A 21,743-nucleotide genomic window follows, 5' to 3' on the forward strand; every position below is an offset into this window, starting at 1 on the left:
CCCTCCGGCGAAAGGTGGTGGATAGAACTCGATTTGCCGAACGGGGTCAACGCGACTTTGGGCATTATATCGATTAAGACCTTGAGCGGTGGTTCAGGACCCGCCAGCCCAGATCGGCGGGCGTTTTCCAGCGAAGGCGTCTCTGCCTTCGCGCGCCTCCTCGCTGCTGCTGATCTTCGCGATGACGCTTTCGGCAAAGGCGAGCCGTTCACTGGCCGGCATGTCGCGCATCCTCAGCAGCGCTGCCTTTCCGGCGGCGACTGCGCCCGGCGCGTTCTGCCGCAAGCGGGCGATTACTCCCTCGATCACGCCATCGAGTTCGGCACGTGGCGCCGTGCGGTTGATGAGGCCGATGCCTTCGGCCTCTGCGGCGGTGACCGGTTGCCCCAGATAGGCCATTTCGTGGAGGCGGCTCAGCGGTATTTTGGCCAGAAGTTTCGCCGCCACCATGGCCGGGAAAAGCCCGACGCGAACTTCCGGCAGGCCGAACTCAGCATGATCGGCGGCATAAGCGAGATCGCAGGCCGCGATAAGGCCTAGCCCACCCGCCAGCACCCGGCCATTGACGCGGGCGATGACGATTTTGTTGCAGGTCTCGATAGCGCGCATCACATTGGCGATGGGGTTCGTTCCGTCTCGCGAGAGGAACATGCCACCAGCGCTTTCCTTCAGATCGGCCCCTGAGCAGAAGCTACGGTCGCCCGCCGCCGTTATCACAACGGCACGCAGGTCGCCGTCGCTGGAGGCCGTCCGGATCGCATGCGTCAAGGCGTCCGTCATCGCGGCGTTCATGGCGTTGTGGACGTCCGGCCGGTTAAGCGTCAGCCACAGAACGTCCTTGCGCTTCTCGCTCAACAGCTCACCCACCATGTGCATTATCCTCCATCTTTGCGGCAAGCAGTGCTTTACCTGCGCGTGCCGCATTCGCCCTGCCGAGATGGCGACTTATCCAGTCTCCCGTTCTCGCCAACGTCATCAGGTCGATGCCGGTTTTGATGCCAAGCCCGTGCAGGAGATAAACAACGTCTTCGGTGGCGACATTGCCGCTTGCGCCCGGCGCAAAGGGGCAACCGCCGAGCCCGGCCACGGAACTGTCGAACACACAAATACCTTCCTCAAGCGAAGCCAGCACATTGGCGACGCCCTGCCCATAGGTGTCGTGGAAATGCATGGCGAGTTTTTCGCGCGGGATGCGGGTCGATACATGTTGGATGAGCTTGCGGATTTGCCCGGCCGTGCCGACACCAATCGTATCGCCGAGCGAGATTTCGTAGCATCCCATGGCGACAAGCGCTTCGGCCATCGCCGCCACATCTTCGGGTGCGACCGCGCCGTCATAGGGGCAACCGGCGATGCAGGAGACATAGCCGCGCATGCGGATGTTACGGCTGGCAGCTGCCTCCGAAACATCGCGCAGGCGCTCGAGGCTTTCGGCGCGCGAACAGGCGATATTGTGCTGGCTGAAGCCTTCGGATGCGGACACGAAAACGGCTATCTCCGTCACACCGGCTTCAACGGCGGCCTCGAAACCCTTGATATTTGGAACGAGCGCCGGATAGGCGGTATTGGGGTGTCGTTTGAGGCCTAGAAGCACCTCCTTCGACCCTGCCATTTGCGGAACTTTTTTTGGCGAAACGAAGGCTCCCGCCTCCACCGCTGCCAATCCGGCCGCAGCCAGCCGCTCGATCAACCTGATCTTGATGGCGGTGGGAACCTCAGCAGTTTCGTTTTGCAGGCCATCACGTGCGCCGACCTCGACGATCTTGACGGTTTTGGGCAAGGCCATCTCATGCGCCCTCCGGTTCGAAATCCACCAGCATGGCGCCGGCTTCGACCATATTACCTTCGGCGCAGTTGATGGCGGTGACGGTGCCTTTTGCTGGCGCACGGATAGTGTGCTCCATTTTCATCGCCTCCATCACCACAAGCGCGTCACCGGCCTCAACCGCTGCGCCCTGCTTGCTTAGAATGGCGCGGATGACGCCGGGCATCGGGGCTTCCAGACCGCCGGTATGGGTGGAGGTATCCGCTACATCGACCGGGTCGGGCTGGCTGATGCGATAGTGCTCGCCATCCAGAAAAAGCGCGTGGCCGTTATCGCTGGCAAAGAAACGGCACTGCCTTTGCCTGCCATCGACGGTCGCCCGCAGTGCGCCGTCTTGTGAGATGCTGCCATGAGCGCGGATTGCCCGCGTGCCGATCTCCAGTGAAAAACCATCTGGCTCATGTTTAACGGCGACATCGACCGGCTGTTGATCCAGGACGAAACGCAGGGTTTCCCGCGCTGGCGCATTGAGGCGGAAAGAGTTCGTATTGTTCCAAGGGCTATAAGGATCGGCCTGCGGCTTGGCCCCGTTCCGGCGTGAGAGAAGCAGGCCGAGCGTGGCCAAAGCTATTTCGTTCTCGCCCGTGGCTCCGGGGGCAAAGAGCGCCGCTTCGTTGCGGGCTATGAAGCCGGTATCGAGTTCGGCGGCGGCGAAAGCATCCAGCCCTGCAAGCCGTGTTAAAAAGGCGGCATTGCTGGTGACGCCGCAAATCGCCAGTTTTTCGAGTGCAAGACGCAGACGCCGCACGGCAGACAGACGGTCGTAATCCCAGACGATCAGCTTGGCGATCATCGGATCATAGTGCACGCTGATGGCGTCGCCGGTGCGTATGCCGCTATCTATCCTAAGGTGAGGTCCTTCTTCCGGAAAGGCGAGGTGGCTGACCGTGCCGATTGACGGCAGAAAATCATGCGTCGGGTCTTCGGCGTAAATCCGTGCCTCGATGGCATGGCCGTTGATGCGCAGATTGCCCCAGTCGTCCGGCAGCGCCTCTCCATTCGCAACACGGATCTGCCATTCTACCAGATCGAGCCCGGTAATATATTCCGTGACCGGATGCTCGACCTGAAGCCTCGTGTTCATTTCCATGAAATAGAACGCGCCGGACGGGTCGAGCAGGAACTCCACCGTTCCAGCCCCGCGATAGTCGATGGCGCGGGCGGCGGCGACCGCCGCGTCGTACATGCGTTGCCTGAGCGTATCGGGCAGGCCGGGGGCAGGGGCCTCCTCTATGACTTTCTGGTGCCGGCGCTGGATCGAGCAATCGCGCTCGAAAAGCGAAAGACAATTGCCATGGCCATCGGCAAAGACCTGCACCTCCACATGTCGCGGCCGTTCCAGATATTTCTCGATCAGCATACGGTCATTGCCGAAGGCGGCGAGCGCTTCGCGTTTTGCGCCGGCGAGTTCTGCCGCAAATTCACGCTTTTCACGGACAACGCGCATGCCCTTGCCACCGCCGCCAGCTGAAGCCTTGAGTAAAACCGGATAGCCGATGGCTTCTGCCTCGCCGGCAAGCTTTTCGTCGGCCTGATCCTCGCCGTGATAGCCGGGCACCACGGGAACGCCCGCCTTCGCCATAAGCGCCTTCGCCTCGCTTTTTCCGCCCATGGCGCGGATGGCATCGGGTGTCGGGCCGATGAAAATGATGCCGGCAGAGGCGCAGGCTTCGGCGAAACCGGCATTCTCCGAGAGAAAACCGTAACCGGGATGAATGGCTTGCGCGCCGCTTGCCTGTGCGGCGGCGATGATCTTTTCAGCATCGAGATACGACGAGCGGGCAGGTGCAGGACCGATCGCAATGGCCTCGTCGGCCAGCGCCACATGCATGGCGTCGCGGTCGGCATCCGAATAGACCGCGACGGTGCGGATGCCCATCTTGCGGGCGGTGCGGATGATCCGGCAGGCGATTTCGCCGCGGTTGGCGATCAGTATTTTTGAGAACATCGTCGCCTCACATCCTGAATATGCCGAAACGGGTGGGTTCAATCGGCGCGTTCAGCGCGGCCGACAGGCCAAGGCCGAGCACGAGGCGGGTGTCCTTCGGGTCGATGATGCCATCGTCCCACAGCCTTGCACTGGCATAATAGGGGTGACCTTCCCGCTCGTATTTTTCCCGGATCGGCTGTTTGAACGCCTCCTCGCCCTCCTTGGACCAGTGGCGGCCATCCGCCTCGATGCCGTCGCGCCGGATTTGCGCCAGAACGGATGCCGCCTGCTCGCCGCCCATGACGGAAATGCGCGCATTCGGCCACATCCACAAGAAGCGCGGCGAATAGGCGCGCCCGCACATGCCGTAATTGCCCGCACCGAAGGAGCCGCCGATAATGACGGTGAATTTCGGCACTTTAGCCGATGCAACGGCCGTAACGAGCTTGGCGCCATCCTTCGCGATACCATCAGCCTCATAGGCCTTGCCGACCATGAAGCCGGTGATGTTCTGCAGGAAAACCAGGGGAATGCCGCGCTGGCAGCAGAGTTCAATGAAATGCGTGCCCTTCAGCGCCGATTCCGAAAACAGAATGCCGTTATTGGCGACGATGCCGACGGGATAACCGTGGATATGGGCGAAACCACAGACCAGCGTCGTGCCGTAAAGCGCCTTGAACTCGTCGAATTCGGAACCATCCACCAGACGCGCGATGATCTCGCGCACCTCGAAAGGCTTGCGCGTATCGGTGGGCACGATGCCGTAAAGCTCCTCCGATGGATAAAGCGGTTCTGCGGGTTCGCGAATATCCAGCTCCACGCGTTTGCGGCGATTGAGGGTGGAGACGATCCTTCGGGTCAGCGAAAGCGCGTGGCGGTCATCGTGGGCATAGTGATCAGTCACGCCGGATTGCCGCGAATGCACATCCGCGCCACCCAGTTCTTCCGCACTCACCACTTCGCCCGTTGCGGCCTTCACCAGCGGCGGGCCGCCGAGGAAGATCGTGCCCTGATTTTTGACGATCACGGACTGGTCGCTCATAGCAGGCACATAGGCCCCGCCAGCCGTACAGCTTCCCATCACCACGGCGATCTGGGCGATGCCTGCCGCCGACATATTGGCCTGATTGTAAAAGATGCGGCCGAAATGATCGCGGTCGGGAAAAACCTCGTCCTGATTGGGAAGGTTCGCACCGCCGGAATCGACCAGATAAATGCAGGGCAGGTGGTTTTCGGCAGCGATCTCCTGCGCGCGCAGATGTTTCTTGACCGTCAGCGGATAATAGGTGCCGCCTTTCACCGTCGCGTCATTGGCCACGATGACGCATTCACGGCCTGCGACCCGACCGATGCCGGTGACGATGCCGGCGGCCGGAACGGGTTCGTCGTAGACCTCGTATGCTGCGAATTGCGAGAATTCGAGAAACGGACTGCCGGGATCGAGCAGTGCCTCTATCCGGTCGCGCGCAAGCAATTTGCCGCGTGACAGATGCCGTTCGCGCGCCTTGTCGCCGCCGCCCTTGGAGATTTTTTCGACATGCTGCCGCAGGTCATCCACCAGGCCCGACATGAAGGTGACGTTGGCGGAAAAGGTGGGATCGCGGTTCAGACTGGATGTAAGCTTCATCGCATTCCTCACCCGTTGCCTTTGACCAGTTCGCGGCCGATCAGCATCCGGCGGATTTCGCTGGTGCCCGCGCCGATTTCATAAAGCTTGGCGTCCCGAAGCAAGCGACCCGCCGGGCTTTCATTGACATAGCCGGAACCGCCGAGAAGCTGGATTGCATCCAGTGCAACTCGCGTCGCCCGCTCGGCGGCAAACAGGATCGCACCTGCCGCATCCTGCCTTGTGATGCGGCCATTGTCGCAGGCGCGCGCCACGGCATAGACATAGGCGCGGGAGGCGTTCATGGCCGAATAGATATCGGCAAGCTTTCCCTGCACCAGCTGGAATTCGCCGATCGGCTTGCCGAATTGCTTGCGCTCGCGCGCATAGGGTAGCACCAGATCGATAGCCGCCTGCATGATGCCAACAGGGCCGGCAGCCAGCACCGCGCGCTCGTAATCAAGCCCGCTCATCAGCACCGTCACGCCGTCGTTCAAGCGCCCGAGGAGGTTTTCCTCCGGGACCTCGCAATCCGTAAACACCAGTTCGGAGGTGGGTGAGCCGCGCATGCCAAGCTTGTCGAGTTTTTGTGCGGGGCGAAAACCCTTGAAGCCTTTTTCGATCAGAAAGGCCGTGATGCCACGCGCACCGGCGGACATGTCCGTCTTGGCGTATACAACCAGCGTGTCTGCCTCGTGACCGTTGGTGATCCACATCTTTGTGCCGTTCAGCACATAGACGTCGCCCTTACGTTCCGCCTTCAGCCGCATCGAGACGACATCCGAGCCGGCTTCCGTCTCGCTCATGGCGAGCGAACCGACATGCTCGCCCGACACCAGCTTCGGCAGATATCGCCGCTTCTGCTCTTCCGTTCCCCAGCGATGAATCTGGTTGATGCAGAGGTTGGAATGTGCGCCATAGGACAGGCCGATGGACGCGGAAGCGCGGCTTATCTCCTCCATCGCCACGCAATGAGCGAGATAGCCCATGTCAGCACCGCCGAATTCCTCCGAAACGGTAATACCGTGCAGACCGAGTTCACCCATCCGCGGCCAGAGCTGGCGCGGAAACTGATCGTTGCGATCGATTTCTGCGGCGAGCGGCGCTATTTCATCGTCTGCGAATGCTCTTGCGCTGTCGCGCAATGCTGCGATTTCCGGGCCGAGATCGGCATCGAAAATGGCGGCGAGGTTCAAACTCATCGCGTCTCCTCCTCCGGACGGCCTTTTATCTCCGTCCCTCTCGTCAGCGGCCAGCACCTCCTCCGTGCTGGCAACTCTCATTTATGGCGCGTCACCTCCGGTGAAGGCGGCGGAACGGCGCACGAATGTCTTGATGGCGAAATTGGACTGGATGCGCGACACACCGGGAACCGTGGTCAGGAAATCCAGAAGCTGCTGATAATGCGGTAGATCCCGCACCATTGCATGAATGAGATAGTCGGAACTGCCGCTCGTCTGGTAGCCGCCCACCACTTCCGGAATGGAGGCGACATGGTGCTCGAACGTCGTCAGCGCTTCCTTGATCTGCCGTTCCAGCGTGACGGAAATGAAGACGCCCATATTGCCGAGCAGCCGGTTCTCATCGAACACGGCGGTATAACCGCGAATGATGCCTTCTTCTTCCAGCTTGCGCACGCGGCGCAGTGTCGGCGTGAAGGAAAGCCCGATCCGGGCCGCCAGATCGCGCCAGCTCACACGCCCGTCATCGCCAAGCACATGGAGAATCTTCTGGTCGAAACTGTCGAGCTCAATCATGGATCATTTGCTCTATGATATGACTAATTGTTGGATCAAAGATATCGCCAATCAAAAAACTGTCAATCAAAATAGCTTTGAAATGAATTCGAGATAGTGATAGCGTTCACGTCAGTCGCGGTCTGGAGGAGATAGCGATGACGGTCGTTCTCTCGGTGGGAGGATGACCAAGGGAGGTGAATTTGGCTGTGCATGACCCTGTCGTTATCGTCGGGGCCGCCCGTACTGCTATGGGTGGGTTCCAGGGCGAATTCAAATCGGTGGCGGCTTCCGATCTCGGGGCGGCGGCGATCCGCGCGGCCGTCGAACGGGCTGCAATTTCTTCCGCTGACATCGACGATGTGCTGATGGGCTGCGTGCTCTCAGCCGGGCAGGGACAGGCTCCTGCCAGACAGGCAGCGATTGCCGCCGCCATTCCCAACTCGGTTGGCGCAACAACAATCAACAAGATGTGTGGCTCGGGCATGAAAGCGATCATGCTGGCACATGACCAGCTTGCGGCGGGAAGCTCTTCCATCGTGCTTGCCGGTGGCATGGAAAGCATGAGCAACGCCCCCTATCTGCTGGACCGCGCCCGCAACGGCTATCGTCTCGGCCACGGAAAGCTCACCGACCACATGTTTCTCGACGGTCTCGAAGACGCCTATGACAAGGGCAGGCTGATGGGGACTTTTGCTGAAGATTGCGCGCAAGAGTATCAATTCACTCGTGCGATGCAGGATGATTTTGCGCTCGCCTCACTGGAACGGGCACGACGCGCCGTAGAGGAAGGTGCGTTCGAAGCGGAAATCGCGCCTGTTGGCGATGATGGCGTGGACGAGTTGCCGGGGAAGGCAAAGCCGGAAAAGATACCGCAGCTGAAGCCCGCCTTTCGCGACGGCGGAACGGTGACGGCGGCGAATTCCAGTTCTATCTCGGATGGTGCAGCCGCTCTCGTTCTCACGCGCCGTTCCGAAGCGGAAAGACGAGGCCTTTCACCGCTGGCGACCATTATCGGTCAGGCATCCCATGCGGATGCACCCGCCAGATATCCGACGGCCCCCAACGGCGCGATGACAAAGCTGTTCGAAAAAACCGGCTGGTCGGCAAAGGATGTCGATCTGTTCGAAATCAACGAGGCTTTCGCGGTTGTGGTGATGGCGGCCATGCGTGATCTCGATCTGCCACATGAGAAGGTGAATGTGCATGGCGGCGCCTGCGCGCTCGGCCATCCCATCGGGGCTTCCGGTGCACGCATCGTCGTCACGTTGCTGGCCGCTTTGCAGCGTCACGGACTGAAACGCGGCGTTGCCGCCGTCTGCATCGGCGGCGGCGAGGCGACTGCGCTTGCGGTCGAGCGGCACTGAAGGGAGGCGGAGATGATCCTGAACGAAGCCCAGCAACAGATCAGGGACATGGCCCGCGATTTCGCCCGCGAGCGGCTTGCCCCCGGTGCTGCCGCGCGCGACCGGGAAAGCCGGTTCCCGAAAGACGAGCTGAAAGAAATGGGTGAGCTCGGCTTTCTCGGCATGCTGGTCTCGGAGGATTATGGCGGGTCGGAAACCGGTGCTGTCGCTTACGCCCTGGCGCTGGAGGAAATCGCTGCCGGTGACGGCGCCTGTTCCACCATCATGAGCGTCCACAATTCGGTTGGCTGCGTGCCGATCCTGAAATTCGGCACGGCAGAGCAGAAGCAGCGTTTCCTCCCCAAGCTCGCCTCCGGCGAATGGATCGGCGGTTTTGCGCTGACCGAACCGCAGGCCGGTTCCGACGCCTCCAATCTGAAGACAAAAGCGCGGCGCGATGGCGACCGCTATATCATCGACGGCGCAAAACAGTTCATCACGTCGGGCAAGAATGGCGATGTCGTCATCGTCTTCGCCGTCACCGATCCTGCTGCTGGCAAAAAAGGTATCACGGCCTTCATCGTGCCGACAGATACGCCCGGTTACGAGGTAATCAGGATCGAGGAAAAACTCGGTCTGCATTCTTCGGATACCTGCCAGATTGCCTTTACCGATATGGCGGTCCCAGCCGAATTGCGGCTCGGTGAAGAGGGGCAGGGGTATCGCATCGCGCTCGCCAATCTGGAAGGCGGTCGTATCGGCATTGCCGCACAGGCGGTTGGCATGGCGCAGGCGGCTTTCGAGGCGGCGCGGGATTATGCCCGCGAGCGCAAGGCCTTCGGGCAAGCCATCATCGAGCATCAGGCCGTTGCGTTTAGGCTTGCGGATATGGCAACGCGCATAACGGCGGCGCGGCAACTGGTGCTGCATGCGGCGGCGCTGAAGGAAGCGGGCGAGCCCTGCCTTTCGGAGGCCTCGATGGCAAAGCTCTTTGCCTCGGAAATGGCGGAGCGTGTCTGCTCGGACGCCATCCAGATTCACGGCGGTTACGGCTACATGGCGGATTATCCGGTGGAGCGGATCTATCGCGATGTACGCATCTGCCAGATTTACGAGGGAACCAGCGATGTCCAGCGCATGGTCATCGCGCGAAACCTCTGAAAATTGTTTCGTCGTCTGGAGGAGATGGCGATGGGAGGAGTAGAATGGATATTACCGAAACCACGCATCTCAGCCTGCATGTTCCCGAACCAGCGGTGCGGCCAGGCGACCAACCGGATTTCTCCAATGTGAAGATACCCAAGGCCGGCTCCGTGCCACGCCCGGAGGTGGACGCAGCACCTGAAGACATGCGCGATCTGGCCTATTCCATCATCCGCGTCCTCAATCATCAAGGTGAGGCTGTCGGCCCGTGGGCCGGGCTGCTTTCGGATGAGGATTTGCTCGTCGGCCTGAAGAACATGATGCGGCTGCGGGCTTTCGATGCCCGCATGCTGATGGCACAGCGGCAGGGCAAGACCTCCTTTTACATGCAACATCTGGGCGAGGAAGCGGTCAGTTGCGCCTTCCGCAAGGCGCTCTCCAAAGGCGACATGAATTTCCCGACCTACCGGCAGGCCGGTCTGTTGATCGCCGACGATTACCCGCTCGTCACCATGATGAACCAGATCTATTCCAACGAACTGGACCCGCTGCATGGGCGGCAATTGCCGGTTCTTTACTCCTCGAAGGAGCATGGCTTCTTCACCGTGTCGGGCAATCTTGCCACGCAATATGTGCAGGCGGTCGGCTGGGCGATGGCATCTGCCATCAAGGGCGATACGAAGATCGCGGCAGCATGGATCGGTGACGGCTCAACGGCGGAATCGGATTTCCACTCGGCGCTGGTCTTCGCCTCCACCTACAAGGCGCCGGTCATCCTCAATATCGTCAACAACCAATGGGCCATTTCCACCTTTCAGGGTATCGCGCGCGGCGGTTCCGGCACCTTTGCGGCCAGAGGCCTGGGCTTCGGCATTCCGGCGCTCCGGGTCGACGGCAACGATTATCTCGCCGTTTATGCCGTGGCTCGCTGGGCGGTGGAGCGGGCGCGGCGCAATCTCGGACCGACGCTGATCGAATATGTGACCTACCGTGTCGGCGCGCATTCCACTTCCGACGATCCGAGCGCTTATCGCCCCAAGACCGAGTCCGAGGCATGGCCACTGGGTGACCCGGTTCTGCGGTTGAAGAAACATCTCATCCTGCGCGGCGTCTGGTCGGAGGAGCGGCACCGGCAGGCGGAAGCGGAAATTGCCGACGAGGTGCTTGAGGCGCAGCGTGAGGCGGAAAGCCACGGTACGCTGCATGAGGGCCGCAAGCCGCCAAAGAAGGATATTTTCGAGGGCGTTTACGCCGAGATGCCGCCGCATCTCGCCCGCCAGCGCCAGAAGGCAGGGTGGTGAGACATGACAAGAATGACGATGATCGAAGCCGTCCGCAGCGCCATGGATGTGTCCATGGAGCGCAGCGACGATGTGGTGGTATTCGGCGAGGATGTTGGCTATTTCGGCGGCGTGTTTCGTGCGACGCAGGGCTTGCAGGGCAAATATGGCAAGACACGCTGTTTCGACGCGCCGATCAGCGAATCCGGTATTGTCGGCACGGCCATCGGCATGGCCGCTTATGGCCTGCGCCCCTGCGTCGAAATCCAGTTCGCGGATTACATGTACCCGGCCTATGACCAGATCACCCAGGAAGCGGCGCGCATTCGTTATCGCTCCAATGGCGATTTCACCTGCCCCATAGTCCTGCGCATGCCGACCGGCGGCGGCATTTTTGGCGGGCAGACGCATAGTCAGAGCCCGGAGGCGCTTTTTACCCATGTCTGCGGGCTAAAGGTGGTGGTTCCCTCCAATCCTTACGACGCCAAGGGGTTGCTGATCGCCTCGATCGAAGACCCGGATCCGGTGATGTTTCTGGAGCCGAAGCGGCTTTATAACGGCCCCTTCGACGGCCATCACGACCGGCCGGTAACGCCATGGTCGAAGCACGAGATGGGCGAGGTGCCGGAAGGACATTACACCATTCCGATCGGCAAGGCCGAAATCCGCCGCGCCGGGCAGGATGTCACTGTCATCGCTTACGGCACCATGGTGCATGTTGCGCTCGCCGCAGCGGAAGAAACGGGCGTGGATGCCGAGATCATCGATCTGCGCAGCCTTTTGCCACTCGATCTGGACACCATTGTAAAGTCCGTTGCCAAGACCGGTCGCTGCGTCATGGTGCATGAGGCAACGCTCACGTCAGGCTTCGGTGCGGAGGTCGTTTCGCTGGTACAGGAACACTGCTTCTATCATCTGGAAGCACCCGTCGTCCGTGTGGCTGGTTGGGATACGCCTTATCCCCACGCGCAGGAGTGGGATTATTTTCCGGGGCCGGCCCGCGTCGGGCGCGCCCTCGTCGAAGTCATGGAGGCCTGAAGATGGCGGAATTTGTTATCACTATGCCCGATGTCGGCGAAGGTGTGGCGGAAGCCGAACTGGTGGAATGGAACGTCAAACCCGGCGATCCCGTGCACGAGGATATGGTGCTGGCCGCTGTGATGACCGACAAGGCGACGGTTGAAATCCCCTCGCCGGTTGCGGGCGTCGTCACATGGTTGGCAGCGGAGGTGGGTGATACGGTGGCGGTTAAGGCACCGCTGGTGCGCATCGAAACCAATGCCTCCGCTGTTGCTGCTGCCCCCGCGGATGTGACCGAGCCGGAAGCGCCATCCGACATGACGGAAGAGCCGCCAGCGGCTGAAATCCAGCCCGCCCGCGAAATACAGGATGCGCCGCCTTCCTCTGAGGTGGAACACCATAAACCTCTGGCGTCGCCAGCCGTTCGCCAGCGCGCCGACGATCTCGATATCGATCTCGGACAAGTGAGGGGAACAGGGCCGGACGGGCATATCACCCACGCCGATCTCGATACATTTCTGACCGCACGGTCGCAATCTGAGCGGCCCGCTGCGCCGATAGCTTCCCGCGATAGCGCTGTCGAAGAGGTGAAGGTGACAGGGCTGAGGCGCAAGATCGCCGAGAAGATGACGCTGTCCGTCTCCCGCATTCCCCACATCACCTACGTCGAGGAAATCGACGTGACCGATCTGGAGGATTTGCGCACGACCATGAATGGCAACCGCCGGTCAGGACAGCCGAAACTGACGATCCTGCCGTTCCTGATGCGCGCACTTGTGAAAACGGTCGCCGATCATCCCGGCATGAATGCCACCTTCGATGACGAAAAAGGGGTCGTCAGTCACTACGAAGCGGTGCATATCGGCATAGCCACGCAGACACCTACGGGGCTGATGGTCCCGGTCGTTCGCCACACGGAAGCGCTCGGCCTTTGGGATTGTGCTGCTGAAGTTATGCGCGTGGCCGAGGCGTCGCGCACCGGCGCCGCGCAACGGGACGAGTTGACGGGGTCCACCATCACCATCAGCTCGCTCGGCCCCCTTGGCGGTATCGTTTCGACGCCCATCATCAATCACCCGGAGGTGGCGATCATCGGCGTGAACAAGATCGTGACGCGACCGGTCTGGGATGGCAGCGGTTTCGTGCCGCGCAAAATGATGAACCTCTCCTCCAGCTTCGATCACCGGGTCGTAGACGGCTGGGATGCCGCCGTCTTCATTCAGGCTATCAAGGCGCTGCTGGAAAAGCCGGCGCTGATCTTCATCGACGGCTGAGCTTCGTTCGAAAAGGATTTTCTTCCGTGAAGCACTTCAGCTTCACGGAACTGTTTCGGTGTCGGTATAGGCTTGCGTTCGCGATCTTCGAGTATAGAAGAGAAAGAACGAGAAGCGTGTTTTCTCATCATGATCATAGTGGCGGACGGGGGCGCTCCGGTGCCCAGCGCTTCGCTGTTCGTCGGCAACCGAATGAAGAAGAAGGTCCTTTCATGAGCACTCCCAAACCCGTTGTCCTGACTATTCTCGATGGCTGGGGACTGAGCGAGGACACGTCCAGCAATGCGCCGGTACTGGCAAACACGCCCACCATGGATAGGCTTTTCGCCACCTGCCCGAATGCGCGGCTGACCACCTTCGGCCCGAATGTCGGTCTGCCCACCGGGCAAATGGGCAATTCGGAAGTTGGACACACCAATATCGGCGCCGGTCGCATCGTCGCCATGGATCTTGGCCAGATCGATCTGGCTATCGAAGACGGCAGCTTTTTCAGGAATGCTGCGATGCTCGATTTCGCCGCCAAGGTGAAGGCTGCGGGCGGCGTGGCGCATGTGATGTGCGTCGTTTCCGATGGCGGCGTTCACGGCCACATCGTCCACGGTCGGGCGGCGGTGAAGCTGCTGACCGATCTGGGTTTGAAGGTCGTCGTGCACGCCATCACCGATGGTCGCGATGTCGCGCCGCAGTCCGCAGAGGGCTTCGTCCCCGCATTTGCGGCAAGCCTGCCGCAAGGCGCCAGCATCGGCACGGTGATCGGCCGTTATTATGCGATGGACCGCGATAATCGCTGGGAGCGTGTTGAAAAGGCCTATGACGCCATGGTTCTCGGCCGGGGCGAACATGCGCCGGACGCGGTGAGCGCGGTTGCCGCAAGCTACAAAAATGATGTTACGGACGAATTCATCCTGCCAACGGTCATCGGTGGTTACGAAGGCTTCAAATCCGGCGACGGTCTCTTCTGCCTGAATTTCCGTGCCGACCGCGCTCGTGAAATCCTGCTTGCCATCGGTGCGGATGATTTCGACGGGTTTGTCCGTGAAAAGCCAGTGCTTTCGGCGCTGCTTGGCATGGTGGAATATTCGACCAAACATGCGACCTTCATGACGACGGCTTACCCTAAGCGCGATATCGAAAATACTTTGGGTGCCTGGGTTGCCAAGCAGGGTCTGCGGCAGTTCCGTCTGGCCGAGACGGAAAAATATCCGCATGTCACTTTCTTCCTGAATGGTGGCAAGGAAGAACCTGAAGTGGGCGAAGACCGCTTCATGCCGAAGTCTCCGAAGGTTGCGACCTACGATCTGCAGCCGGAAATGAGCGCGCCTGAGGTGACGGAGAAATTCGTCGAGGCGATCGGCAAGGGTTACGATCTCATCGTCACCAATTACGCCAATCCCGACATGGTGGGCCATACCGGCGATCTGCAAGCCGCGATCAAGGCTTGCGAAGCCGTGGACCGGGGGCTCGCCGCAGTCGTTGCCGCTCTGGAAAAGGTTGGCGGCGCCATGCTGGTGATTGCCGACCACGGTAATTGTGAAACCATGGTCGACCCGGTAACCGGTGGCCCGCACACCGCGCACACCACCAATCCGGTGCCGGTGATCCTGTTCGGTGGACCTGAAGGCGCGAAGCTGCATGACGGTATCCTCGCCGATGTCGCTCCCACGCTGCTGCAATTGATGAATGTGCCGCTGCCTGCGGAAATGACGGGCAAAAGCCTGATCGACCTGTAATCCAGCGACGATGCGCGAGAGCCTGCTGCTCTCGCGCATGTCCAGGCAAGGCGGAAATGCCTACCGTTTGGCGTAGATTCGGTCGTGAACGAGCATGCCGGCGATCATGGCGCAAACGAGGAGAATGACCGGCATTAGGCCGAGAGCAAGCGCCGATATCGCCGGGCCGGGGCAGAAACCGGCAAACCCCCAGCCTGCGCCGAAAATAGCCGAGCCCACAACCAACGGCGCGTCGACCCGAGTTTTGGCGGCAAGGTGAAATTCCGCACTGAGAACTGGTTTGGCAAGGAAACGGCACAACAGAACGCCCGGCACGGCGACCAAAACCGCACCGCCGAGAACGAACATCAGGCTCGGATCCCAATGGCCGCTCGCCACGTCGAGAAAGCCTGAAACGCGGGCAGGATCGATCATGCCGGACAGGGAGAGGCCAAATCCGAACAGTGCCCCGGCCGCAAGTGCCACCACGAAACGCGCCATGACCTGATTTTTCATGACAGCGCTCCGGTTATCGTCGCGGCAAGGATACCGGTGATCAGGAAGATGGCAGTGGCGGTGATGGAGCGCCGGGAAAATCGTGCAAGACCCATGATGCCATGGCCGGATGTGCAGCCGGATCCCATGCGCGTACCGAACCCCACCAGCAGCCCAGCAATGACGATCAGCGGCCAGGGTGCAGATATGGTGAGCGCGGGAAAGCGGTCGAATGCGGCGGCGTAAAGATAGGGGCCTGTGAGCAAACCTGCGACGAAAGCCACATCCGTCAAGCGCCGTTCCTTGCCGAGTACATTGCCCAGGATGCCGCTGATACCGGCGATGCGGCCGTTAAAGAGAAACAGAAGAATACTCGCGAGGCCGAGCAGCATACCGCCGAATAGAGAGGGCCAATAGGCTGTCACGGGTTTTCCTCCGGCGCACAGAAGATGGTATAGAGAGCCTCGATCAGCTGCGCCGCTTTTTCCTCGGTTAACCGGTAGAAGATCTGTTTGGCCTCGCGCCGCGTTTCAACAACGCCCGCCTCACGCAAAACCCCAAGCTGCTGGGAAAGTGTAGGCTGGCGGATATCCAGCTTGGCTTCCAGCTCGCCAACGGAAAACTCCCCCTGCGCCAGCGTGCAGGCGAGCATCAGCCGCGCGGGATGGGCAAGCGTCTTCAAGAGTATGGCGACCTCGACTGCGCGTTCCTCCATCTCGACAAGCGGGATTTCGGTGATATCAGGTATCTGTTTCCGCATGTTTTCCTTTACCATGTGCTGCCCTCCAGCACGTCGAGCGGGAATTTCAGATAACGTTTGCCATTGGCCTCCGGCTCCGGCAGGCGGCCGCCACGGATATTCACCTGCAAGGCGTGCAGAATGAGCTTCGGCATCGGCAAGGTGCGATCCCGCGCCTCGCGCAGTTGAATAAAGCCTTCCTCTGTCATGCCAACCAGATGCGGATTGCCGCGTTTCTGTTCTCCAACAGTGCTTTCCCATTTGGGCGCGCGGCCACCGGGTTGATAGTCGTGGCCGGTGAAAAGCCGCGTTTCGTCGGGGAGGGCGAGGATGTCCTGAATGGATGCCCAGAGCTCTCTGGCGCTGCCGCCTGGAAAATCGGCGCGCGCCGTGCCGGAATCAGGCATGAAAAGAGTGTCATGCACGAATGCGGCGTCGCCCACCACGTAGGTTACGGAGGCAAGCGTATGTCCGGGTGAAAACAGCACGCGAGCTTCCAGCGAGCCGATGGTGAACCGGTCTCCCGCTTCAAACAGCCGGTCCCATTGCGAGCCGTCTGTTTCAAGATCGGGCCAGTTATATTTCTCCTGCCACAGCCGCTGCACACCGGTGACCTTGGCGCCGATTGCCGTTTTCGCGCCGGTTCTTTGGCTGAGATAGTGGGCGGCGGAAAAATGGTCGGCATGCGGATGCGTGTCCAGAACCCATTCCACCGCCAGGCCTTGCTCCTTGACATAGGCCAGAATGGCATCGGCATTCACCGTGCCGGTCGCCCCCGATTTCTCGTCGAAATCGTAGACCGGATCGATGATGGCGCAGCGCCGGGTTGCGGGGTCGGAAACGACATATTGCACGCTCGATGTGCTCGGATCGAAGAAAGCCTTGACGTGCGGCTTTGCCGCAGCCTGCCGCTCCAGCCAGCGGACGGCGCCGGAAAGATCGAAACCATGCTGTTGGCCGAAAGTCGCGATCTCGCTTTGTTTCATGCGCCCGTCCAGCGCTTCGCCAAGCACATAGAGGGTCAGCGCTCGCGCTCCACCCTTGCAATGGGCAAATACGGGGCCTTTTGCCTCGGTCATCGTCTGCTGAAAGGCACGAATATCGGCTTCGGTAATAGTCGGGCCATTGACCGGAATGAAACTGTAGGCAAGACCCGCAGCATTGGCGGCGCTTTTTTCATGTTCATTGCCCGGCTGGCCGGGCTCTTCGCCATCCGGCCGGGCATTGATGATGCTTTTGTAGCCCTGATCGGAAAGCGATGAAAAGTCGGAGATATCCGGCTGGCCTGCGACCGTCAGACGTTCGTTGATCCTCACGGCACTCATCGGTTTCTCCTGTTGTTCTAAATTAATATACGTTATCATATAATGTATATTGTTCGGCGGCAACAGACGGAAGAGAAAATTTCAGAGGTGGCGATTTCCTGTGTTCGCGACGAAATCACAAGCTTGCCCGAAGGGGATCGAGCAAGTGTGCTTTTCCGGGAAGCCCGCAGGTGAGTGTGGGCGGGGGCTGGCTTCAGGCTAAAAGCTTGCGGCGCGTCGCTTTCCAGCCAAGACAGATTGCCGCAACAAGCAGGGCGAGTTGAGCGACAAGGAATGGTGGTTCGTTGCCGTTCGGAGCAAGTGCGTTCAGTGCCTCGACCTTGAGAAAGGACTGAACGATCAGCACGAACATATTCAGATAAAGGCCCATCGTGGCGGTGATCGAATAAACAGTTCGCGCCCTGCCATTGAGACCGTATCCGTAAAGCGCGACCAGCGCGACCGCCAGAATGATGGTCGAGATGATGCCAACGCCGAGTGCCGGTGTGAAGTTGCCGATTGGAAACAGGAAGCCGGTGAGCGTTGTGGCGAGCGTGGTGACGAGAAACAGCGCCATCATGCGCGGCATCCATCGCCCTGCCGCATAAGCGGGCAGGGCGATCAATCCGGTTACGATGCCTATGAGGCTCAAGGCAACGTGCAATGTCGTGAATTGGGGAATGGTCAGTCCGAGGATCATGATGCGTCTCCCTCTATTCAGTTTGGGTTGCACCATACCGGCTGGCGGCATGTGCATGCGATAGATTGGGCCTCAATGCAGCGCGGGCCGCAAGGAAATTTTCAAGGTCTGCCGTATCCGGCAGGGAAGGAATGGTCAGCGTCTCGCCCAGATCAAGACCGGCCAGGGCTGCATCCACCATCTCGTGGGCATCCATGACCATGGCGGCGGGAATGGCGTCGAGACGTTCCTCGTCCCAGATGGCCGTGCGGGTGATGCCCGGCAGGACACCCTGAACCCGAACGCCGGAAGGGGAAAGCTGCGCGTGCAGCGCCTCGGTGAAGGCAAGCACAAAGGCTTTGGTCGCCGGATAAACGGCGGTAAATGCAGCCGGCATCAAGGCCGTGACCGAGGTGATATTGATGATCGTGCCCTTTCCATCTGCTGCAAGACGCGGTGCGATCGCCGCTGCAAGCCGGGTGACGGCAAGGATATTGAGATTGATCATCGTCGCGACATGGGCCGGGTCCAGTTCCGTGATAGCGCCGTCTCCGGCAATACCGGCATTGTTGACGAGACCGATGATCCGCCGGTCCTCGCGCAGCCGTGCCTCTACCCTTTCGAGGTCTTCCGCCCGTGAAAGGTCTGCTGCCAGAACCTTGACAGCGATCTGGTGATCCTTTTCCAGCCGCTCGGCCAGCGTCTTAAGCTTTTCGGCGCGTCGCGCCACGAGGATAAGATCGTGGCCGCGTTTTGCCAGGCGCTCGGCATAAACAGCGCCAATGCCATCGGACGCGCCGGTGATGAGAAACGTATTCTGTGTCATGTCACGTGTTTCCTTTGTCTGATGGTTTCAGGCGTTGATGAAAGCAAGAAGGTCGGCGTTGAACCGGTCCTGATGGGTCTGTGTCAGTCCATGGTCGGCGCCCTCATAGACCTTGAGGGTCGCATGTTTGACGATCTTGACCGTGGAGAGCGCAGAAGCGCCGATCGGCACGATCTGGTCGTCGTCGCCGTGCAGTACGAGCGTTGGCTTGTCGAAAGCCTTCAGGTCCTGATGAAAATCGCTTTCCGAAAAGGCGCGGATGCTGTCTAGCTGGCCCTTGAGGCCGCCCATCATGCCCTGCCGCCAGAACTCGTCGCGAATACCTTCAGAAATCACAGCACCTTCACGGTTGTAGCCGTAGAAAGGAATGGTCAGATCCCTGAAGAACTGGCTACGATTGTCGTAGGTACCCTTGCGGATGCCGTCGAAAACATCGATCGGCAGGCCGATGGCATTGCTTTCCGTCTTCAGCATCAGTGGCGGTACTGCGCCGATGAGGGCGATCCTGGCGACGCGGGCCGTACCATGGCGGCCAATATAGCGCGTTACCTCGCCGCCGCCGGTGGAATGGCCGACGAGAATGATGTCGTGAAGATCGAGCTGTTCGATCAGCTCGGCCAGATCGTCAGCATATTGATCCATGGTGTTGTTGTGCCAGACTTGGTCGGAGCGGCCGTGGCTGCGGCGATCATGGGCGATGGTGCGGAAACCGTTATTGGCAAAGAATACCATCTGCGCGTCCCATGCATCGGCACTGAGCGGCCAGCCGTGGGAAAAGATGATGGGCTGGCCGTCTTTCGAACCCCAGTCCTAGTAGAAGATGTGCGTTCCGTCTCTGGTGACTATCGTTGTCATGGCTCTCTCTCCTGTTGCGGGTGGTTTGCTTGCGTCCTGTGGGAATAGAGATACTCTGGAGACAGCCGGGGCTGGATTGGCGCTTCTGACAGAAAACGAGCCGAAACTGACAAAACGGGGATGTGGGGCATGGCGGGTGTTGCGGGAAGTGCGCTGGAAGTCGGTCTGGTTCTCTACCGGGACTGTCAGGTCGCCATGGTGCACGGCATCACCGATCTTTTTGCCATCGCGTCGGTCTTCTCAGAGGATCGTGGTGGGCCGAAACTGCGGGTCAGCCACTGGAGCATGGGTGAGGGCGGTGAGTTTTCCCGTTGTCATGACACCGAGCCGGGCAGGGCGGGGCATCCCAATATCTTCGTCGTACCCGGCAGGCTGACCGGGCCAGCCGAAATCGACGAGGCCGGGCCCTATGCCCGCTGGCTGCTGGACCGGCATGCGCAGGGCGCGACGCTGGCCGCCAGTTGCGGAGGTTCCTTCATCGTCGCTGCGACAGGTCTTTTGGCCGGCCGCCCGGCCACTACCCACTGGCTGTTTGCGGAACGGTTTCGCGAGCGCTTTCCCGATATCCGCCTGGAGATAGACAAGATCGTCATCGAAGACGGCGATATCATCACGGCGGGTGGGCTGATGGCATGGACTGATCTTGGTCTGCGCATTGTTGACCGGCTGCTTGGGCCTTCGGTGATGATCGAGACCGGTAAGTTCCTTCTGATCGACCCCTCCGGTCGGGAGCAGCGACATTACAGCAGTTTCGCGCCGCGGCTGACGCATGGCGACGAGCCGATCCTGAAGGTGCAGCATTGGCTGCAGGCGCGCGCCGGGCGGGCGACCAGTGTCTCCGATATGGCCGCACATGCCGGGCTTGAGGAGCGAACCTTCCTTCGCCGCTTCAAGGCCGCCACCGGTATGAAGCCTATCGAATATGTCCAGCATCTTCGTGTCGGCAAGGCGCGGGAACTGCTGGAATTCACCCGTCGTTCGGTAGACCAGATCGCCTGGTCGGTGGGATACGAGGATGCCGCTGCCTTCCGTCGTGTGTTTCACCGTATTCTCGGCCTCTCGCCGGGCGAGTACAGAAACCGCTTTTCCAGCGGTTCGGCCATGGTGGCCGCCTGAGGGCAAATCCCGCAGTTGCGACATTGCCGCTTTGCAACGAGGTTGGTGCGAGAGCGCGGCCCTTGCAATGTGGCGGGTGTTTGCTAACATGCCAGACAAGTTTAAAACAGGTGGGCCGGAATGGACGTTGAGAGCAGCACGAAGCCGGGAATATCGCTCGCGGCGAAAATCAGCTCCGCATTGCGGCGAGATTTGTCTGAAGGCGTGTTCCGTCCCGGCGACCGTCTCCCGAGTGAGAGCGCGCTGACACGCGAATATTCCGTCAGCCGCACCGTGGTGCGGGAGGCCATCGCCATTCTACGCGCGGATGGTCTCGTAGAGGCCCGCAAGGGAGCGGGCGTTTTTGCCATTGAGGTGAAGCCGGCCAAGGAAGTGCCTTTCAATGATCTCGCCGTGGGACGGATCTCCTCGGTTATCGAACTACTGGAATTGCGCACCGTCTTCGAGGTCGAATCCGCAGGGCTTGCGGCATCGCGCCGATCCGCCGTGCAGGTGGAGTCGATTGTCGATGCGCATCGGCGCGTTGGCGACTGTCTCGCCGCCGGGTTGCCGACGCGGGATGCCGATTTCGAGTTCCATCTGGCCATTGCACAGGCGACGCAGAACAGGCGATTCCCCGAGTTTCTTCAACTCATCCGCTCCGGCATCATCCCGCGTGGCGAATTACAGGGGGCGGCGCCCGGTTCCCGTCCGAAGGACTACAATCTTCATCTCCAGGAGGAGCATGCGAAGATCGTTGACGCCATCATCGAAGGCGATGCCGATGCTGCCCGCCAATATATGGCGGCGCATCTGCGCGGTAGTCTTGAGCGCTACAAGGTGCTTTTGCGCTCCCGCACAGCCGCCGAATAACTCGGAAA

Annotated in this window: 20 protein-coding genes and 1 pseudogene; 8 read left to right on the forward strand and 13 right to left on the reverse strand. The window is 60.4% G+C overall.

Going from position 1 to position 21,743, the window contains the following annotated elements:
* Window positions 1-93: 93 nt before the first annotated feature.
* From QE432_RS06325 to QE432_RS06350, 6 genes are all read right to left on the reverse strand, one after another.
* Entirely contained in the window at window positions 94-870 is a 777-nt protein-coding gene (locus tag QE432_RS06325) for an enoyl-CoA hydratase-related protein (RefSeq protein ID WP_113291591.1), read from the reverse strand.
* Complete coding sequence (locus tag QE432_RS06330; protein WP_306623645.1) at window positions 860-1,786, reverse strand: hydroxymethylglutaryl-CoA lyase; 927 nt, start codon at window positions 1,784-1,786, stop codon at window positions 860-862. Before QE432_RS06330 ends, QE432_RS06325 begins: the two co-directional genes overlap by 11 nt.
* Before the next feature lies 1 nt (window position 1,787).
* Window positions 1,788-3,773: an acetyl/propionyl/methylcrotonyl-CoA carboxylase subunit alpha gene (locus QE432_RS06335; RefSeq protein ID WP_112674735.1), complete on the reverse strand. Its 1,986-nt coding sequence runs from the start codon at window positions 3,771-3,773 to the stop codon at window positions 1,788-1,790.
* A 7-nt stretch (window positions 3,774-3,780) separates the two neighbouring features.
* Window positions 3,781-5,382 (reverse strand): carboxyl transferase domain-containing protein, encoded by a 1,602-nt coding sequence (locus QE432_RS06340; protein ID WP_035199563.1) that lies wholly within the window; start codon window positions 5,380-5,382, stop codon window positions 3,781-3,783.
* 8 nt (window positions 5,383-5,390) lie between these two features.
* Window positions 5,391-6,563, reverse strand: coding sequence for an isovaleryl-CoA dehydrogenase (locus QE432_RS06345; protein WP_035199562.1), 1,173 nt, complete (start codon window positions 6,561-6,563; stop codon window positions 5,391-5,393).
* 81 nt (window positions 6,564-6,644) lie between these two features.
* Window positions 6,645-7,118, reverse strand: a complete 474-nt coding sequence (locus tag QE432_RS06350; protein ID WP_003500312.1) for an Lrp/AsnC family transcriptional regulator — start codon at window positions 7,116-7,118, stop codon at window positions 6,645-6,647.
* Window positions 7,119-7,300: 182 nt separating this feature from the next.
* On the opposite strand from QE432_RS06350, the gene QE432_RS06355 reads away from it, so the two are divergent.
* The 6 genes from QE432_RS06355 to gpmI all read left to right on the forward strand — a co-directional run bounded on the left by QE432_RS06355 (window position 7,301) and on the right by gpmI (window position 14,890).
* A complete protein-coding gene (locus QE432_RS06355; RefSeq protein ID WP_081308483.1) occupies window positions 7,301-8,464 on the forward strand; it encodes an acetyl-CoA C-acyltransferase in 1,164 nt (387 codons plus the stop codon).
* 12 nt (window positions 8,465-8,476) lie between these two features.
* A complete protein-coding gene (locus QE432_RS06360; protein WP_060642351.1) occupies window positions 8,477-9,604 on the forward strand; it encodes an acyl-CoA dehydrogenase family protein in 1,128 nt (375 codons plus the stop codon).
* A gap of 44 nt (window positions 9,605-9,648) precedes the next feature.
* Complete coding sequence (locus tag QE432_RS06365) at window positions 9,649-10,887, forward strand: 3-methyl-2-oxobutanoate dehydrogenase (2-methylpropanoyl-transferring) subunit alpha (RefSeq protein ID WP_003511177.1); 1,239 nt, start codon at window positions 9,649-9,651, stop codon at window positions 10,885-10,887.
* 3 nt (window positions 10,888-10,890) lie between these two features.
* Window positions 10,891-11,904 (forward strand): alpha-ketoacid dehydrogenase subunit beta, encoded by a 1,014-nt coding sequence (locus QE432_RS06370; protein WP_013761697.1) that lies wholly within the window; start codon window positions 10,891-10,893, stop codon window positions 11,902-11,904.
* Between the two features lie 2 nt (window positions 11,905-11,906).
* Window positions 11,907-13,160: a dihydrolipoamide acetyltransferase family protein gene (locus QE432_RS06375; protein WP_065687820.1), complete on the forward strand. Its 1,254-nt coding sequence runs from the start codon at window positions 11,907-11,909 to the stop codon at window positions 13,158-13,160.
* 212 nt (window positions 13,161-13,372) lie between these two features.
* On the forward strand, window positions 13,373-14,890 hold the full coding sequence (gpmI, locus tag QE432_RS06380) for a 2,3-bisphosphoglycerate-independent phosphoglycerate mutase (RefSeq protein ID WP_065687819.1): 1,518 nt from the start codon (window positions 13,373-13,375) through the stop codon (window positions 14,888-14,890).
* A gap of 60 nt (window positions 14,891-14,950) precedes the next feature.
* Here the strand turns inward: gpmI and QE432_RS06385 are convergent, their stop codons facing one another.
* The 7 genes and pseudogenes from QE432_RS06385 to QE432_RS06415 all read right to left on the reverse strand — a co-directional run bounded on the left by QE432_RS06385 (window position 14,951) and on the right by QE432_RS06415 (window position 19,767).
* Complete coding sequence (locus QE432_RS06385) at window positions 14,951-15,385, reverse strand: YeeE/YedE family protein (protein WP_065687818.1); 435 nt, start codon at window positions 15,383-15,385, stop codon at window positions 14,951-14,953.
* Complete coding sequence (locus tag QE432_RS06390; protein ID WP_142851168.1) at window positions 15,382-15,789, reverse strand: YeeE/YedE family protein; 408 nt, start codon at window positions 15,787-15,789, stop codon at window positions 15,382-15,384. Before QE432_RS06390 ends, QE432_RS06385 begins: the two co-directional genes overlap by 4 nt.
* Window positions 15,786-16,139: a sulfite-sensing transcriptional repressor BigR gene (bigR, locus tag QE432_RS06395; protein ID WP_065687817.1), complete on the reverse strand. Its 354-nt coding sequence runs from the start codon at window positions 16,137-16,139 to the stop codon at window positions 15,786-15,788. The genes QE432_RS06390 and bigR overlap by 4 nt, the downstream gene beginning before the upstream one ends.
* A complete protein-coding gene (blh, locus tag QE432_RS06400; protein ID WP_065687816.1) occupies window positions 16,133-17,428 on the reverse strand; it encodes a bifunctional sulfur transferase/dioxygenase Blh in 1,296 nt (431 codons plus the stop codon). Before blh ends, bigR begins: the two co-directional genes overlap by 7 nt.
* 193 nt (window positions 17,429-17,621) lie before the next feature.
* The gene (locus QE432_RS06405) at window positions 17,622-18,107 is read right to left on the reverse strand and encodes a hypothetical protein (RefSeq protein WP_003511169.1); all 486 of its coding nucleotides are present in this window, start codon (window positions 18,105-18,107) and stop codon (window positions 17,622-17,624) included.
* A 13-nt stretch (window positions 18,108-18,120) separates the two neighbouring features.
* Window positions 18,121-18,912: an SDR family NAD(P)-dependent oxidoreductase gene (locus tag QE432_RS06410; RefSeq protein WP_113291588.1), complete on the reverse strand. Its 792-nt coding sequence runs from the start codon at window positions 18,910-18,912 to the stop codon at window positions 18,121-18,123.
* A gap of 27 nt (window positions 18,913-18,939) precedes the next feature.
* A pseudogene (locus tag QE432_RS06415) lies at window positions 18,940-19,767 on the reverse strand (alpha/beta fold hydrolase).
* A gap of 129 nt (window positions 19,768-19,896) precedes the next feature.
* Here QE432_RS06415 and QE432_RS06420 point away from each other — a divergent pair.
* The gene (locus QE432_RS06420) at window positions 19,897-20,883 is read left to right on the forward strand and encodes a GlxA family transcriptional regulator (RefSeq protein WP_113291652.1); all 987 of its coding nucleotides are present in this window, start codon (window positions 19,897-19,899) and stop codon (window positions 20,881-20,883) included.
* Between the two features lie 120 nt (window positions 20,884-21,003).
* Window positions 21,004-21,735, forward strand: coding sequence for a FadR/GntR family transcriptional regulator (locus tag QE432_RS06425; protein WP_003511162.1), 732 nt, complete (start codon window positions 21,004-21,006; stop codon window positions 21,733-21,735).
* Window positions 21,736-21,743 lie beyond the last annotated feature (8 nt).

The organism is Agrobacterium sp. SORGH_AS_0745, from assembly GCF_030818995.1.
Taxonomy (GTDB): Bacteria; Pseudomonadota; Alphaproteobacteria; order Rhizobiales; family Rhizobiaceae; genus Agrobacterium; species Agrobacterium tumefaciens.

Coding starts and splice junctions, on each gene's coding strand:
- QE432_RS06325 (WP_113291591.1), bottom strand. CDS start 870: ATGGTGGGTGAGCTGTTGAGCGAGAAGCGCAAGGACGTTCTGTGGCTG.
- QE432_RS06330 (WP_306623645.1), bottom strand. CDS start 1,786: ATGGCCTTGCCCAAAACCGTCAAGATCGTCGAGGTCGGCGCACGTGAT.
- QE432_RS06335 (WP_112674735.1), bottom strand. CDS start 3,773: ATGTTCTCAAAAATACTGATCGCCAACCGCGGCGAAATCGCCTGCCGG.
- QE432_RS06340 (WP_035199563.1), bottom strand. CDS start 5,382: ATGAAGCTTACATCCAGTCTGAACCGCGATCCCACCTTTTCCGCCAAC.
- QE432_RS06345 (WP_035199562.1), bottom strand. CDS start 6,563: ATGAGTTTGAACCTCGCCGCCATTTTCGATGCCGATCTCGGCCCGGAA.
- QE432_RS06350 (WP_003500312.1), bottom strand. CDS start 7,118: ATGATTGAGCTCGACAGTTTCGACCAGAAGATTCTCCATGTGCTTGGC.
- QE432_RS06360 (WP_060642351.1), top strand. CDS start 8,477: ATGATCCTGAACGAAGCCCAGCAACAGATCAGGGACATGGCCCGCGAT.
- QE432_RS06365 (WP_003511177.1), top strand. CDS start 9,649: ATGGATATTACCGAAACCACGCATCTCAGCCTGCATGTTCCCGAACCA.
- QE432_RS06370 (WP_013761697.1), top strand. CDS start 10,891: ATGACAAGAATGACGATGATCGAAGCCGTCCGCAGCGCCATGGATGTG.
- QE432_RS06375 (WP_065687820.1), top strand. CDS start 11,907: ATGGCGGAATTTGTTATCACTATGCCCGATGTCGGCGAAGGTGTGGCG.
- gpmI (WP_065687819.1), top strand. CDS start 13,373: ATGAGCACTCCCAAACCCGTTGTCCTGACTATTCTCGATGGCTGGGGA.
- QE432_RS06385 (WP_065687818.1), bottom strand. CDS start 15,385: ATGAAAAATCAGGTCATGGCGCGTTTCGTGGTGGCACTTGCGGCCGGG.
- bigR (WP_065687817.1), bottom strand. CDS start 16,139: ATGGTAAAGGAAAACATGCGGAAACAGATACCTGATATCACCGAAATC.
- blh (WP_065687816.1), bottom strand. CDS start 17,428: ATGAGTGCCGTGAGGATCAACGAACGTCTGACGGTCGCAGGCCAGCCG.
- QE432_RS06405 (WP_003511169.1), bottom strand. CDS start 18,107: ATGATCCTCGGACTGACCATTCCCCAATTCACGACATTGCACGTTGCC.
- QE432_RS06410 (WP_113291588.1), bottom strand. CDS start 18,912: ATGACACAGAATACGTTTCTCATCACCGGCGCGTCCGATGGCATTGGC.
- QE432_RS06420 (WP_113291652.1), top strand. CDS start 19,897: ATGGCGGGTGTTGCGGGAAGTGCGCTGGAAGTCGGTCTGGTTCTCTAC.
- QE432_RS06425 (WP_003511162.1), top strand. CDS start 21,004: ATGGACGTTGAGAGCAGCACGAAGCCGGGAATATCGCTCGCGGCGAAA.